Raw genomic sequence first — 14,415 nt, 5'->3', positions numbered from 1 at the left:
ATGTCTCTTTGCCACGAATGGGCGCGAAACGGAAGGTCTAATCAATCAGCGTCGCGATCAATTATCCGCAACAGGTCGACTCACGAATAGAAAGCAGAGTCAATTCTCCCGGCGAGATTCCACAGATGTTTCACGTGAAACAATCTTCAAGGCAGAGATCATTCCGTGTTTCACGTGAATCATTTCCCAATGCAGAACTGGGAGAAAATGACGTCCAGAATCTCCTCCACATCAACGTCTCCGGTGATCCGACCCAGATATTGCGATGCCAGGCGCATGTTCTCGGCGCGAAGCTCAAGCGGAAGATGCGTACCGCCCAATGCCCTATCGATCTCCGCGACCGTGGACCGCAGAAGGCCGATATGCCTTTGCCGTGTGGGCACCGCATCATCGATCTGGCCAATCTGCGCCTCGGCAAAGTTCTGGAGGTCTGCAAGCAGCTTATCCAGCCCCTCCCCGTTCTTTGTTGAAATACGATAAGACCAGTTATCGGATGAACCATCTTTAAGGTCGGCTTTTGTTCCGATCTTCCATAGTCGTTTCGGCGTCTCGTCCCATGCAACGGCTATCGGATCACTCATGTCTTCCAACAACAGGACCAGATCGGCATCCGCCATACGCGCACGAGCGCGCTCGATCCCGATCTTCTCGACCGAACTATCAGTCTCCCGCAGGCCTGCCGTATCCGTGACATAGACCGGAATGCCGCCAAGATCGAGCTTGACCTCCAGAAGATCGCGGGTCGTTCCCGCCTCTTCCGATATGATCGCCACTTCACGACCGGCCAGAAAGTTCAACAGGCTCGATTTACCGGCATTTGGCGCGCCAACAATAACGACGTGCAGCCCATCCCGCAGCATGGACGCGCGTTTGCCGCTTGCAATATGTGCCTCTATATCCTTCCTGAGCTGTTCCAACGATTGCCAAACCTGTTCCGATACGGAACCTGGAACGTCGCTTTCATCAGCAAAATCAAGTTCGGCTTCGATAAAGGCGCGGGCGCGCAATAATTGCTGGCGCCAATCCGTGTAAAGCGCGCGTTGCGCGCCAGAAGCGACTTGTAGCGCAAGCCGCCTTTGTCCCTCGGTTTCAGCGGCAATCAGGTCTGCGAGGCCTTCGGCAATGGTCAGGTCCATCTTGCCGTTGGAAAAAGCGCGTCTCGTAAACTCTCCGGCTTCGGCAATCCGACAGCCGGAAAATTCACCCAGTTCCGACAACAGCTTTTCAACCACTGCCTTGCCGCCATGCAGATGAAATTCGACGCAGTCCTCTCCGGTAAAGCTGTTCGGTCCGGGGAAAAAGAGGACCAAACCCTGATCGATCGAATCGCCGTTTCGGGTACGGAACATCTTATAGGCGGCATATCGCGGCTTCGGGATTGCACCGATTATCGTTTCGAGTACGAATCGAACTTTCGGGCCTGAAATACGCACCACCGCGACGCCGGATGGCAGACGCCCGCTCGACAAAGCAAAAATCGTATCTTGAAGGGAAGCGATCTCGCTCATTCCGTTTCCTGACCTATAATGAATAAGAATGAAAGCAGCCAAACCGGGTGCTGAAGGAATGGCATATGCGTTCGTGCCGTGAAAGAAAAGCCTTATGACAGAGCCAGACAGCAATCAGCTTGCCAGCACCAACCGCCTTGCCGATGAACCGAGTGCTTATCTGCGCCAGCATGCCGATAATCCGGTGCACTGGCAGCCCTGGAGCAAGGCGGCGCTGGATGCCGCCCGTGAACTCGACCGGCCGATCCTGCTTTCGGTCGGCTATGCGGCCTGCCACTGGTGTCACGTGATGGCGCATGAATCCTTTGAAGATGCGGACGTGGCCGAAGTGATGAATGCATGGTTCATCAATGTGAAGGTGGATCGCGAGGAGCGGCCCGATATCGACCAGATCTATATGGCGGCACTCGGGGCGATGGGGCAGCAGGGCGGATGGCCGCTGACCATGTTTCTGAAACCGGACGGCAAGCCCTTCTGGGGCGGCACCTATTTTCCCCGGCACAAGCGTCACAACATGCCCGGTTTTGTCGATGTGCTGCATGCGGTCAATAATCTCTGGCACAAGGATAAGGAAAAAATTAACCATAATGCGCAAGCCGTCTTCGATCATCTGGAAGGAAGGCTGGCGGCGCAAAATGTTCCAGTCCAGAACGAAATGGAGCGATTTGACGAGGTTGCGACGCGCATCAGCAGCCTGATCGATCCGGTCCGCGGCGGTATGGAGGGGGCACCGAAATTCCCCAACGCGCCTTTCATGGACAATCTGTGGCTCTCCTGGCTCTACAGCCGCAATGAGACACATCGCGACAATTTCCTCCTGTCATTGAAGACAATGCTGCAAGGCGGGATTTACGATCATCTGGGAGGCGGGCTTTGCCGCTATTCCACCGATGCCGACTGGCTGGTGCCGCATTTCGAAAAGATGCTCTACGACAATGCGCAATTCATTCGTCATGCGACTTATGCCTTCGCGGAAACCGGGAATGAACTGTTTCGCCTGCGAATCGAAGAGACAATCAACTGGCTGAGCCGGGAAATGCGCCTGTCCGATGGAAGCTTTGCATCCAGTCTGGATGCAGATAGCGAAGGCGAAGAAGGACGGTTTTACGTCTGGAGCGAGCAGGAGATCGATCAGGCGCTTGGCAATGACAGCAAGGTTTTCAAGGACTATTATGGTGTCACCGCGAATGGAAACTGGGAAGGCCAGAACATTTTGAACCGCCTTCATGCGGTCGATGACAGCGCGATCGCGCCCCCGATGATCGAAACATCGCAGCAAAAACTGCTTGCGCGTCGCGAATTGCGGATACGGCCCGGACGCGATGAGAAAGCGTTGACCGACTGGAACGGACTTGCTATCCGCGCATTGGCCGAAGCAGGCCGGAGCTTTGAGCGGCAGGACTGGATTGACCTGGCTATCGGTGCTTATCGGTCGGTAGCCAGCAGTTTTCAGGATGGCCGCATCGCGCATTGCCGCATGGAGAATGCGCTTCTCTACCCTGCCCTTTCCACCGACTATGCATCGATGATCAATGCGGCGATTGCTCTTTATGAGGCAACGGGCGAACGGGCTTTCATCGATGACGCATTGAAATTCAAACAGGCGCTCGATGATGCGCATCGCGATGGCGCGGGTAACTATCGGCTATCGGCTCTTGGCGCGGAGGATGTGATCCTGCACGCCTATGGGGATTATGACGAAGCAATCCCGAGCGCGACCAGCCAGATCATGGAATCCCTGACGAGGCTTTTTCTGGCGACAGGCAATATCGAACTCTATCAAAGCAATGAAAAGCTGGTCGAACAAGCCTTGGGCCGGGCCCTCGCGCAGCAATATGGCCAGATTGGAATATTGAACGCAGCGCGTCTTGCCGCCGAGCCTCTTTCTCTCGTCATCGCCACGGAAAACAGGAGCGGCGAACTCGTTTCGATAGCGAATCAAAACCCCGATCCGCGGCGCGTGGACACGTTCGTTCGGTTCCAGGCTGGCGAGGTTGTGGTGTTGCCGACAGGTGGCACCGCTTTACCGGAACACCCCTCGGCATGGTTCTGCAAGGGGCATGTCTGCCTGCCGCCTATCGAAAACGCCGACGCATTGCGACTGCTTCTCGGCGGCAAGACATCCTGAAAAAGAAACGCCGCAACGGTTTCCCGCGCGGCGTTTCAAATCGTGATCTGGAACCGATTACGTATTCATCGAATCGAAGAATTCCGAATTACTCTTGGTCTGCTTGAGCTTGTCGATGAGGAATTCGATTGCATCGGTCGTACCCATCGGCGCGAGGATACGGCGCAGAACGAAAATCTTCTGCAAGTCGGCGCGTGGAACCAGCAGGTCTTCCTTGCGGGTGCCGGACTTGAGAATGTCCATGGCCGGGAAGATGCGCTTGTCGGCGACCTTGCGGTCGAGCACGATTTCCGAGTTGCCGGTGCCCTTGAATTCTTCGAAGATCACTTCGTCCATGCGGCTGCCGGTATCGATCAGCGCGGTCGCGATGATGGTGAGCGATCCGCCTTCCTCGATGTTACGGGCGGCACCGAAGAAGCGCTTCGGGCGCTGAAGCGCATTGGCGTCGACACCGCCGGTCAGAACCTTGCCGGATGACGGCACGACCGTATTGTAGGCGCGGCCGAGGCGGGTGATCGAGTCGAGCAGGATCACGACATCGCGGCCATGTTCGACAAGGCGCTTGGCCTTTTCGATGACCATTTCAGCCACCTGAACGTGACGGGCTGCCGGCTCATCGAAGGTGGACGAAATCACCTCGCCCTTCACGGAGCGCTGCATATCGGTCACTTCTTCCGGGCGTTCATCGATCAGGAGAACGATGAGATAGCATTCCGGATGGTTTGCCGTGATCGAATGGGCGATGTTCTGGAGAAGAACAGTCTTACCGGTGCGCGGCGGTGCGACGATCAGGCCGCGCTGGCCCTTGCCGAGCGGCGCCACGAGATCGATGACACGCGGGGAAAGATCCTTGGAGGTTGGAACTTCCAGCTCCATCTTGAAACGCTCGTTTGGATAGAGCGGCGTCAGATTGTCGAAATGGACCTTGTGCCTGATCTTTTCCGGGTCTTCGAAATTGATCGTATTGACCTTCAGCAGCGCGAAATAGCGCTCGCCTTCCTTGGGACCACGGATCGGGCCTTCAACCGTGTCGCCGGTCTTGAGCGAAAAACGGCGCAATTGCGAGGGAGAAATATAAATATCGTCGGGACCGGGCAGATAATTGGCATCGGCGGAGCGCAGAAAGCCAAATCCGTCCTGCAACACTTCGACGACGCCCTCGCCGATAATTTCGACATCCTGGGCCGCAAGCTTCTTGAGGATCGCGAACATCAGTTCCTGCTTGCGCATGGCGCTCGCGTTTTCGACCTCAAGCGTTTCGGCAAAAGCCAGCAGCTCCACCGGTGTCTTGTTCTTCAGTTCTTGTAGTTTCATTTCCTGCATGGATGAGGAACTCTTTTTAAAATGTAAGGAGAAAATGCAGTTGTTCGGAAAGGTGGCCACCTGAACGTCGTGACCGGCATCGAAGGCCTGCTGTCTTGAAGGGAAGAGGCTTTCTACATACTGATTTGCAGCACGCAGAGCAAGTCTCATCTAGGGATAGCGTGCAATTTCTGCAACAGAAAAATGGCAAAAACCCGGTCGTATAGTGGATTTGAACTCATTATACCCGGAAATGGGGGGGTAATCGATAAGTTCAAATCCTCAACCCACACAAGTCCGGGATATTGCTGGCCTCGCTTTAGTTTGCAACGGCGGGTTTCTTTTTGAAGTCGTTGGCAGGTCAGAATGGCTTAACGATCACCAGTATGACGATCAGGATCATCAGAATGGTCGGCACTTCATTCATGATTCGCCAATGTTTGGCCGGACGCATATTGCGGTCTTCCGCAAAAAGCCGCGTGGATTTTGCCAGATAGCCATGAACGCCCGACATCAGCACGACGAGAAGAAGCTTTGCGTGCAGCCAGCCGCCCTGAAAGCCGAAAATCTCCCACGCCATCCACAGGCCGGTGATCCAGGTCACGATCATGGCCGGGTTGATGATAAAACGCAAAAGCCGCTTTTCCATCACCTTGAAGGTTTCGGATGTCACCGAGCCCGCTTCTGCCGCACAATGATAGACGAACAGCCGCGGCAGATAGAGCATGCCGGCCATCCATGAAATGACAGCGATGACATGCAGCGATTTGATCCAGAGATAGGCTGCGTCAGGATTCACGTGAAACAATGCCCAAACGCCAAGCGCCACCACAATGAGCGCGACGACGGTGCGAACGGCAACCGCCGTTCCTCGATTTTCAGGAGCTGTCTGGCTCATGATTTTCCTCCGCGAATACGGTCGATCATGCGATGCACATTCTCAATCGGTGCCTGCGGGGTGATCCCATGGCCGAGATTGAAGATCAGTGGGCCCTGGCCGAGACGGTCGAGAATGGCATCCACTCCTTCATCCAGCGCATTCCCGCCTGCCACCACGCGCAGCGGATCGAGATTGCCCTGTATCGCGCCTTCTTCCTGAAGGGCGGCCGCAAAGGACAACGGAACGGACCAGTCGAGACCGAGAGCATCCACACCGGTCTTTTCGCGATAGCCCGCATAGAGCATCCCGGCCCCTTTCGGAAAGCCGATGATGCGGGCTTCCGGATAAACCGCCCGCACCTTCTGGACGATCCGGGCAACGGGCTGGATGCAGAAGCGCTCGAAGCAGTCCTCATCCAGAACACCCGACCAGGAATCGAAAATCTGCACCGCATCGGCACCGGCATCGAGCTGTTCGATGAGATATTCGGCGGAAACATCGGCCAGATCGTTCAAGAGCTTTTCAAAGGCTTCCGGGAAGCGATAGGCAAAAAGACGGGCAGGCGCCTGATCGGGTGTGCCATGACCCGCAATCATATAGGTCGCAACGGTCCAGGGAGCGCCGCAGAAGCCGAGCAGCGTCGTTTCATCGGGGAGTTGCTCACGCAGCAGCCGAACCGTCTCATAGACCGGCTCCAGCCTTTTGGCGACACCTTCCGTTTCGAGCCAGAAAATTTCATCGGCATCAATCGGCGTCATCAAGGGGCCCCTGCCTTCTTCAAAGCGAAGGTCGCGTCCAAGGGCGTGGGGAATGACGAGAATATCCGAAAAGAGAATGGCTGCATCAAAGCCAAACCGGCGGATCGGCTGCAATGTCACTTCGACGGCAAGATCGGGCGAATAGCACAGGTCGAGAAAGCTCCCGGCCTTTTTTCGTGTCTCGCGATATTCGGGGAGATAGCGTCCGGCCTGGCGCATCATCCAGATGGGCGGTGGGAAGATCGCTTCACCGTCGATCACTCTCAAGACTTTGCGTTTCATGTCTTTTCCATTCCACCCTGTTTGTTGCTTGAACCGGTTTTGGCCTGAAACTTATCCAGTGCGGCTCTCATAAAGAAAGCATGATTCAGGAATCTTTTGATTCTTAGAGTCTGTTGGAATCGGGGATTAAGGTCTGTCCTGCTTTTCCCCACAGTTTCCATCCAGTCATGTCATCCTGTGCAATCATTCACCGATAGTCTGACCAAATACAATGAAAACTCAATTCCCTCTTTTAATATAAGAGGTTACGAATTGACGCAGTTTGGGTGGATTTGTGGATAAGCTGGGAATTGCCGCGTATTTTCCAGTTTCCATGAGTCTTGTTCACACATGTTGATGACGCCTTCGCACATGTTCGCCCGCTGTGGATGACTTGCCAATTTTCCCACGGCCTGCCATGGCTTGTGGAAGACGTTCGGCTTTTACGCACAGCCGTCAACAGGAGGGCAACAAAACTGTGGTGAGATCGCTTTCCTACTTTCATCTTCATCTGATTTCTGATGCGACGGGAGAGACTCTCCTGGCCGCGGGCCGGGCGGCGGCGGCGCAATATGCCAATGCGCGCGCCATCGAACACATCTATCCGCTGATCCGCACCGAAAAGCAGTTGCGCAAGGTTCTCGAAGGCATCGATGCCGAACCCGGCATTGTCCTCTATACGATCGTCGACCAGAAACTGGCGGCGATCATCGATCGAACCTGCGCGGAAATGGGTGTGCCGAGCGTTTCCGTGCTGGAGCCGGTGCTGAACACGTTTCAATCCTATCTCGGCGCGCCCGCCCATCGCCGTGCCAGCGCACAGCATGTCCTCAATGCCGATTATTTCCGGCGGATCGATGCGCTCAATTTCACGATGGAGCACGATGACGGGCAATTGCCCTATGATATAGAAGAAGCCGACGTCATTCTCGTCGGCATTTCGCGCACATCCAAGACACCGACGAGCATCTATCTCGCCAATCGCGGCATCAAGGCCACCAATGTTCCGATTGTGCTGGGCATCCCCCTCCCCGAAGTCCTGTTCACGACGAAGCGTCCGCTGATCGTGGGGTTGGTCGCGACCGCCGAACGGATTTCGCAAATCCGCCAGAACCGGCCGCTCGGCAATGTGCCGTCGCTGGATACGGGGCTTTATACGGATCGCGTATCCATCTCGGAAGAACTGGCTTATGCGCGTAATATATGCAATCGGCACGGCTGGCCGATCATCGATGTGTCGCGCCGGTCGATCGAGGAAACCGCGGCAGCTATCCTCGCTTTGCTGCGCGAAAAGACGAACAGAAGGGATTTAGACCATGACTGAACTTATCCTTGCCTCCAAAAGCCCTTTCCGTTCGGCTTTGCTGAAAAATGCCGGGATAGAATTCTCCACAGCCAGCGCGGATATTGATGAGCGCGCTGTGGAAGCCCCGCTTTATAAAACGGGCGCTACGCCGGAAGAGGTTGCAGAGGTTCTGGCCGAGGCGAAGGCGCTCGATGTGAGCGAGAAAAATCCGGGCGCGGTGGTGATCGGCTGCGATCAGACCTTGTCGCTGGGCGACGAGATTTTCCACAAGCCCGCCGATATGGAAGCCGCGCGCCGTCAGCTTTTGGCGTTTTCGGGCAAGACCCACCAGCTGAACAGCGCTGTCGTGCTGGCGAAGGACGGCAAGACCCTGTGGCGGCACGTTTCGGTTGCCCGCATGACCATGCGCGATCTCGATCCGGGCTTTGTCGGGCGTTATCTCGGGCGCGCGGGGAATAGTGCACTTTCAAGCGTGGGCGCTTATCAGGTCGAGGGGCCGGGTATACAGCTTTTCGACAGGATCGAAGGCGACTATTTCACGATTGTCGGTCTGCCGCTCTTGCCGCTGCTGGCTGAACTGCGCAAGGAAAAACTGATCGATGGCTAAGAAGGCGTTTGTCATCGGCTTTCCGATAAAACATTCACGCTCGCCGCTGATCCATGGTTTCTGGCTTCAGGAACTGGGGATCGACGGTTCCTATGAAGCCATAGAAGTAAAGCCGGAAGATTTTTCCTCCTTCGCTGCATCGCTTGCCGAAAACGGTTTTGCCGGTGGCAATGTCACCATTCCGCACAAGGAAGCAGCCTATGCTGCCGTGGAAAGTCTGGATGAGGCGGCCAAAGCCATCGGCGCGGTCAATACGCTCTGGCTTGAAGGCGGCAGGCTTCACGGCGGCAATACGGATGCCTATGGCTTTGCGGCCAATCTCGACGCATCGGCGCCCGGCTGGGACAATGCCGACAGCGCGCTTGTGCTGGGGGCTGGCGGTGCAAGCCGGGCAATCGTTCATGCGCTTTTGTCGCGCGGCTTTAAGAAGGTTGCCATCGTTAATCGCACGCTGGCGCGCGCGGAAGATCTCGCGGCGCATTTCGGCCCGCATGTCTCGGCGCATGGCTGGGATGCGGCGCAAAATCTGGTCTGCGGTGCCGGACTGATCGTCAACACCACATCGCTTGGCATGAGCGGGCATGATGAGGGACAAGATTTTCCGCTTGATCTCACACATGCGCCCAAAGATGCGGTGGCGACAGATATCGTCTATGTGCCGCTCAAGACACCATTTCTCAAAAAGGCCGAGGAAGCCGGTCTGGCGACGGTGGATGGGCTCGGCATGCTGCTGCATCAGGCGGTTCCGGGTTTCGAGCGCTGGTTCGGCAAAAGGCCGCAAGTGACGAAAGCCCTGCGCGAGCATATTCTGGCGGATATGGCAAAGGCTGGTGTCTTATGATTGTGCTCGGACTAACCGGCTCCATCGGGATGGGAAAAACAACGGCGGCAAACATGTTCGCCGAAGCCGGCGTGCCGATCTATAGCGCCGACGATGCCGTGCATCGGCTTTATGCCGGTCGCGCCGCCCCGCTGATCGAGGCCGCATTTCCGGGGACGGTGGAAAACGGCACCGTCAACCGTGAGAAATTGTCCAGAGCGGTGATTGGCCAGCCGGAAGAACTCAAAAAGCTGGAAGCCATCGTTCATCCGCTTGTGCGCGAGGAAGAAGAAGCCTTTCGCCGCAGCGCGGAACAAGCTGGCGCGCCGCTGGCGCTGATCGATATTCCCCTCCTCTTCGAAACCGGCGGCGACAGCCGTGTGGACAAGATCGTGGTCGTCTCCGCGTCCGCCGAGGTGCAGCGTGTTCGCGTGCTGGCGCGACCGGGCATGACGCAAGAAAAGCTGGACGCCATCCTCGCCCGGCAGACACCGGATGCCGAAAAGCGTGCGCGCGCTGATTTCATACTCGATACGAGCGGAAGTTTTGATGATCTGCGCCGTCAGATTACCGAAATCATCGCGGAATTGAGTGGAAAGCCGACGGTCGCGACCGAATAGCGGTCGACAGCGTGCTATAATGATTCAGACCATTTTCCGAGAGGTTCTTCATGCGTGAAATCGTTTTCGATACGGAAACCACCGGCCTGGAACGGCTGGAGGACCGTGTGATCGAAATCGGCGGTGTGGAACTCGTCAACAGGTTTCCCACGGGTCGCACTTTCCATAAATTCATCAACCCGCAGGGGCGTCAGGTTCATCCCGAGGCGCTTGCGGTCCACGGCATCAGCAATGAGCAATTGCTGGACAAGCCGACATTCGCGGAAATTCTGGACGAGTTTCAGGCGTTTTTCGACGGCGCCAAGCTGGTGGCGCACAATGCCATGTTCGACCTTGGTTTCATCAATGCGGAACTGGCAAGGCTCGGACAGGCCGAAATCCAGGTGGAGCGTATCGTCGATACGCTGGCGCTTGCCCGCCGCAAGCATCCGATGGGGCCGAACTCGCTCGATGCGCTCTGCAAGCGCTATGGCATCGACAATTCGCACCGCACGCTGCATGGCGCCTTGCTCGACTCGCAGATTCTGGCCGAAGTCTATATCGAACTGATCGGCGGCAAGCAGACCGCGCTTGGCCTCACCATGGAAAATGGTTCCGCAGCCAGCGACAGAAGCAGCGACGGCGGCGCACCCATTGTTCTGACGGCCCGTCCCCGCCCCCTGCCCCCCCGCATTTCGGATGCGGAGCGCGCTGCGCACGCCGCGCTTGTGGACAAGCTGGGCGACAAGGCGATTTGGAAAAAGTACTGAAATTTTTGTTTTGTCGCATTTGCCTTACGCAAAACCGCTTCGCACTTTTGGCTCGAAAATGCTCTAATCCTGATACGAAAAAAGCCCGGAGCGATCCGGGCTTTCCTGCAAATATCATTTGAAATGATCAGCTTTTCACAGCAGCCTTGGCCTGTTCCTCGGCCATGCGTTGCTGGAACATCTGCGCGAAATCGATCGGGTCGATCATCAGCGGCGGATAGCCACCGTTGCGCGTTGCGTCGGCAATGATCTGGCGCGCGAACGGGAACAGAAGACGCGGGCATTCGATGAACAGGAGCGGCAGCATGTGCTCCTGCGGGATACCCTGAATGCGGAACACGCCGCCATAGATGAGTTCGGTGTTGAAAAGGACGTCCTTGCCGTCAACGGCCTTGGCTTCCAGCGTCAGCACAACGTCGAAATCCGTTTCGGACAGCGGATTGGCGTTGACGTTGACATTGATGTTGATGGACGGCGCCTTCTCGCGCGGACGCAGCGACAGCGGCGCGCCCGGGCTTTCGAAGGATAGGTCCTTCACATATTGCGCCAGAATGTTGAGGGACGGCTCAGCCGTCGCGCCATTGCCGTTCTTTACTTCGCCCGCGGCCTTATCGCTCATTATCGGTATGCCTTCTTTTTTGGTGATTAAACTCGTCGCCTGTAAAAAGCTTGATGCGCTTGGCTAGCATGTGCGCGGGCATCAGGCAAGAAAGGCTTTTTAGGTTAGTATTTGCGCACTCAGCGATCCTTGCGATCCCCGTTCCAGGGGGAATCCTCGTTCGGCTTGGCCGTATAATCGTCGGGCTCCAGGTCGATCACGCGGTCCTGCCGCGGCCCGGAAGGGCGGTAGGATTGCGAATAATGCGTGGTGGTGGTCACGACCATGCGGCCGCGCACGAACTTTTCCCAGACGATATCGCGCACGAAGGGGATGAACAGCAGAATGCCGATGGCGCTGGTGACAAAGCCCGGCACGATCAGCAGGATCGCCGCCAGCACCAGCATGGCGCCATGCACCATTTCGCGATCCGGCACGCGCCCGGCGGCCGTTTCGGTGCGGATGCGCTGCAAGAGCCCGATGCCCTGTACGCGCAGGAGGAAAAAGCCCAGCATCGAGCTCAGAATAACAAGGCCCAAAGTCGCGAAAACGCCGATCTTGCTGCCGACGATGACGAAACCGGCAATTTCGATGAAGGGCATCGCCAGCATGACGAGAGGGGCGAGAGAGGAGGACACGTAAGTTACAACCTTTGTTGTTTGGTTTCAGCTTCCCAATTTATCCTGAATTGTAACTTTTTCAGGTTCGGAACGAAATTGAAACTGTCTGTCATGCTATATCAAATAGGTACGCGTGATCGGGATTTGAATGATGGCCTAAGCCGATCTATATGTATGGATATTAATCAGGGATAGGGAAAGGCGAAATGCCTGATCCTTCAATCAGCGGCAGGCGGCATGGAATTTTTTGATTTTGGCACGATATTCTTCTTCATCGCAGCGGTGATTATCTTTCTCCAGCTGAGGAATGTTCTTGGCCGTCGTACCGGAAATGAAAAACCGCCCATCGATCCTTACACATCCGCACGCAGTGCCGATGCAGCGCCCGCTGGCGGTGAGCCCGACAATGTCGTCTCCCTGCCGCGCCGGGCGGGTGAAAAGGATTTCACCGCCATCGACAAGGCCGCCCCGGCCGGAACCCCGGTCAATGACGGCCTGCGCGCAATCTACGCTGCCGATCCTGCGTTCGATCCGGCCAGTTTCGTGGATGGCGTGAAGATCGCCTACGAAATGATCGTGATGTCCTTTGCCGATGGCGACCGCAAGGTTTTAAAAAACCTGCTTTCCAAGGATGTTTTCGAAGGCTTCGTGTCGGCCATCGATGAACGTGAAGCCCGTGGCGAAAGCGTGCGTTCGTCCTTTGTCGGTATCGACAAGGCGGAAATTACCGGGGCCGAGATGAAGGGCTCGGAAGCGCATGTGACGGTCAATATCGTCAGCCAGATGATTTCCGCCACCTATGACAAGGACGGACAGCCGATCGACGGCGATCCGGAAAACGTGCTTGAGATCAAGGATCTGTGGACCTTTGCCCGCGATACGCGATCGCGTGATCCGAACTGGAAGCTTGTCGCGACCGAAGCGGAAGATTAAGAGAAAGCCTGTGAATCGGGCCGCTGACCCAGCTCGGCGGCCTTTTTGTTTGTGCATCGGGCATTTTTGAGCCAAAGGTGCGAAGCATCTACGCAGGGAAATCAGTTCATTGAACTGATTTCTTATCCTGCTTCGATGCGTCGGATAATGCGTAAAATAAAGAGGTAGAGCTGGTTCAATGGCTCTGTGCAATTGGAACAGCTCCAGCCAGACGGATGCGGCGATGAACGGCTTGGCGAAGATTTTGCGCCCGGTGGCTTTTTTCGATTGTCCGGGCTGGAACCGCGACGATCAGGCCGCGGCATTTGTGGCGTTTCGCCGTTCTGCCGACTATGCCGCCCATAAGGCTTATAAAAGCGGCAGCCTCGGCATCCGGTTTGAAGCGCTGGAGCCGATCTTTGCCGGGGCGCGCCGTCTCGACAATCCGGGTGTGGAAGAAGCGCGCCGTTTCTTCGAACAGAATTTTATTCCCTGCCGGATCGTTCCCGATCAGGGAAACGGCTTTGTGACCGCATTCTATGAACCGGAGATCGAGGCCTCCCTCCAGGCGGACGACCGGTTCAAGGTGCCCTTCCTGCGCCAGCCGGACGACCTCGTGAAAGTCACGGATGAAAACCGCCCGATGGGCCTCGATCCGTCCTTTGCCTTTGCCCGCTGGACGGAGAGCGGTCTTGTGGAATATGACGACCGCCGGATGATAGAACAGGGCAGCCTTTCGGGCCGAGGGCTGGAAATCGCTTTCGTTGCCGACCGGGTCGATGCGTTTTTCGCGCATGTGCAGGGGGCGGCGCGCCTGAAACTGCCCGATGGCGGCTTGCTGCGCATTACTTATGCCGCCAAATCCGGCCACCCGTTCACAGGCATTGGCCGTATTCTGGTGGACAGAGGTGAAATACCGGCCTTGGAAATTTCCATGCAGTCGATCCGCCGCTGGCTGGCCGGGCATCCGGACAAGGCCGACGAACTTATCTGGCGGAACCGATCCTATATTTTCTTCCGCGAAGCGCCGGTGGACGACCCGGATGCCGGTCCGATTGCAGCGGCAAAAGTCCCGCTGACCGCCGGGCGTTCGCTGGCTGTCGATAAATTGCTTCACACATTCGGAACACCGATCCATGTCAGCGCCCCGGCCGTGACGGCGTTTGACGGCAAGCCTTTTGCGCGCCTGATGATAGCGCAGGATACGGGAACGGCCGTTGTCGGCCCTGCCCGCGGCGATCTCTTCGCTGGCTCCGGCGATATGGCGGGCGAAATTGCCGGTGGCGTGAAGGACGATGCCGATTTTTATGCGCTGGTGCCGCGCAGGCTTCTGGAGGCTTGAACGG

At 56.6% G+C, this 14,415-nt stretch carries 14 protein-coding genes; 8 read left to right on the top strand and 6 right to left on the bottom strand.

Translation table 11 applies throughout. The features are described from left to right. Positions 1-179: 179 nt before the first annotated feature. Complete coding sequence (mnmE, locus tag AVM02_RS06500) at positions 180-1,508, bottom strand: tRNA uridine-5-carboxymethylaminomethyl(34) synthesis GTPase MnmE (protein ID WP_411506160.1); 1,329 nt, start codon at positions 1,506-1,508, stop codon at positions 180-182. A gap of 94 nt (positions 1,509-1,602) precedes the next feature. Here mnmE and AVM02_RS06495 point away from each other — a divergent pair, with 94 nt between their 5' ends. Beyond that, positions 1,603-3,636, top strand: a complete 2,034-nt coding sequence (locus AVM02_RS06495) for a thioredoxin domain-containing protein (protein ID WP_411506159.1) — start codon at positions 1,603-1,605, stop codon at positions 3,634-3,636. Positions 3,637-3,693: 57 nt separating this feature from the next. On the opposite strand, the gene rho is transcribed toward AVM02_RS06495, so the two are convergent. The 3 genes from rho to hemE form a co-directional block, all read right to left on the bottom strand. Further along, complete coding sequence (gene rho, locus AVM02_RS06490; protein ID WP_109987171.1) at positions 3,694-4,959, bottom strand: transcription termination factor Rho; 1,266 nt, start codon at positions 4,957-4,959, stop codon at positions 3,694-3,696. Positions 4,960-5,299: 340 nt separating this feature from the next. Beyond that, positions 5,300-5,836 carry a protoporphyrinogen oxidase HemJ gene (gene hemJ, locus AVM02_RS06485; RefSeq protein ID WP_411506158.1) on the bottom strand — a complete coding sequence of 179 codons (537 nt, stop codon included), beginning with the start codon at positions 5,834-5,836 and terminating at the stop codon, positions 5,300-5,302. Then, entirely contained in the window at positions 5,833-6,858 is a 1,026-nt protein-coding gene (gene hemE / locus AVM02_RS06480) for a uroporphyrinogen decarboxylase (RefSeq protein WP_411506157.1), read from the bottom strand. The genes hemJ and hemE overlap by 4 nt, the downstream gene beginning before the upstream one ends. Positions 6,859-7,255: 397 nt before the next feature. On the opposite strand from hemE, the gene AVM02_RS06475 reads away from it, so the two are divergent. The 5 genes from AVM02_RS06475 to dnaQ are packed head-to-tail and all read left to right on the top strand — an operon-like array spanning position 7,256 to position 10,939. Beyond that, positions 7,256-8,161 carry a pyruvate, water dikinase regulatory protein gene (locus tag AVM02_RS06475; RefSeq protein ID WP_411506156.1) on the top strand — a complete coding sequence of 302 codons (906 nt, stop codon included), beginning with the start codon at positions 7,256-7,258 and terminating at the stop codon, positions 8,159-8,161. After that, positions 8,154-8,750: a Maf-like protein gene (locus tag AVM02_RS06470; protein ID WP_411506155.1), complete on the top strand. Its 597-nt coding sequence runs from the start codon at positions 8,154-8,156 to the stop codon at positions 8,748-8,750. The genes AVM02_RS06475 and AVM02_RS06470 overlap by 8 nt, the downstream gene beginning before the upstream one ends. Further along, positions 8,743-9,591 (top strand): shikimate dehydrogenase, encoded by an 849-nt coding sequence (locus AVM02_RS06465; RefSeq protein ID WP_411506154.1) that lies wholly within the window; start codon positions 8,743-8,745, stop codon positions 9,589-9,591. Before AVM02_RS06470 ends, AVM02_RS06465 begins: the two co-directional genes overlap by 8 nt. Beyond that, positions 9,588-10,190, top strand: coding sequence for a dephospho-CoA kinase (gene coaE, locus AVM02_RS06460; RefSeq protein WP_411506153.1), 603 nt, complete (start codon positions 9,588-9,590; stop codon positions 10,188-10,190). The genes AVM02_RS06465 and coaE overlap by 4 nt, the downstream gene beginning before the upstream one ends. A 50-nt stretch (positions 10,191-10,240) precedes the next feature. Then, a complete protein-coding gene (dnaQ, locus tag AVM02_RS06455; protein ID WP_411506152.1) occupies positions 10,241-10,939 on the top strand; it encodes a DNA polymerase III subunit epsilon in 699 nt (232 codons plus the stop codon). Positions 10,940-11,066: 127 nt separating this feature from the next. Here dnaQ and secB read toward each other — a convergent pair whose 3' ends face one another. After that, positions 11,067-11,558, bottom strand: a complete 492-nt coding sequence (gene secB / locus AVM02_RS06450; protein ID WP_411506151.1) for a protein-export chaperone SecB — start codon at positions 11,556-11,558, stop codon at positions 11,067-11,069. Between the two features lie 119 nt (positions 11,559-11,677). Then, positions 11,678-12,175: an FxsA family protein gene (locus AVM02_RS06445; protein ID WP_411506150.1), complete on the bottom strand. Its 498-nt coding sequence runs from the start codon at positions 12,173-12,175 to the stop codon at positions 11,678-11,680. A 219-nt stretch (positions 12,176-12,394) separates the two neighbouring features. On the opposite strand from AVM02_RS06445, the gene AVM02_RS06440 reads away from it, so the two are divergent. Both AVM02_RS06440 and AVM02_RS06435 read left to right on the top strand, forming a co-directional pair. Next, complete coding sequence (locus tag AVM02_RS06440) at positions 12,395-13,090, top strand: Tim44/TimA family putative adaptor protein (protein WP_411506149.1); 696 nt, start codon at positions 12,395-12,397, stop codon at positions 13,088-13,090. Between the two features lie 223 nt (positions 13,091-13,313). Beyond that, positions 13,314-14,411 carry a murein transglycosylase A gene (locus tag AVM02_RS06435; RefSeq protein ID WP_411506237.1) on the top strand — a complete coding sequence of 366 codons (1,098 nt, stop codon included), beginning with the start codon at positions 13,314-13,316 and terminating at the stop codon, positions 14,409-14,411. Positions 14,412-14,415: the final 4 nt, after the last annotated feature.

Origin of the sequence: Brucella anthropi (assembly GCF_046630315.1) — a bacterium.
GTDB lineage: Bacteria > Pseudomonadota > Alphaproteobacteria > Rhizobiales > Rhizobiaceae > Brucella > Brucella anthropi_A.
Note: the sequence above shows the minus strand (reverse complement) of the source record. Positions and strands in the feature narration are given on the sequence as shown.

Bases quoted from the DNA above. Each gene is read 5' to 3' on its own strand.
- dnaQ (WP_411506152.1), top strand. From the start codon at position 10,241: ATGCGTGAAATCGTTTTCGATACGGAAACCACCGGCCTGGAACGGCTG.
- rho (WP_109987171.1), bottom strand. From the start codon at position 4,959: ATGCAGGAAATGAAACTACAAGAACTGAAGAACAAGACACCGGTGGAG.
- AVM02_RS06475 (WP_411506156.1), top strand. From the start codon at position 7,256: ATGGCTTGTGGAAGACGTTCGGCTTTTACGCACAGCCGTCAACAGGAG.
- AVM02_RS06435 (WP_411506237.1), top strand. From the start codon at position 13,314: ATGAACGGCTTGGCGAAGATTTTGCGCCCGGTGGCTTTTTTCGATTGT.
- hemE (WP_411506157.1), bottom strand. From the start codon at position 6,858: ATGAAACGCAAAGTCTTGAGAGTGATCGACGGTGAAGCGATCTTCCCA.
- AVM02_RS06465 (WP_411506154.1), top strand. From the start codon at position 8,743: ATGGCTAAGAAGGCGTTTGTCATCGGCTTTCCGATAAAACATTCACGC.
- hemJ (WP_411506158.1), bottom strand. From the start codon at position 5,836: ATGAGCCAGACAGCTCCTGAAAATCGAGGAACGGCGGTTGCCGTTCGC.
- mnmE (WP_411506160.1), bottom strand. From the start codon at position 1,508: ATGAGCGAGATCGCTTCCCTTCAAGATACGATTTTTGCTTTGTCGAGC.
- secB (WP_411506151.1), bottom strand. From the start codon at position 11,558: ATGAGCGATAAGGCCGCGGGCGAAGTAAAGAACGGCAATGGCGCGACG.
- coaE (WP_411506153.1), top strand. From the start codon at position 9,588: ATGATTGTGCTCGGACTAACCGGCTCCATCGGGATGGGAAAAACAACG.
- AVM02_RS06440 (WP_411506149.1), top strand. From the start codon at position 12,395: ATGGAATTTTTTGATTTTGGCACGATATTCTTCTTCATCGCAGCGGTG.
- AVM02_RS06495 (WP_411506159.1), top strand. From the start codon at position 1,603: ATGACAGAGCCAGACAGCAATCAGCTTGCCAGCACCAACCGCCTTGCC.
- AVM02_RS06470 (WP_411506155.1), top strand. From the start codon at position 8,154: ATGACTGAACTTATCCTTGCCTCCAAAAGCCCTTTCCGTTCGGCTTTG.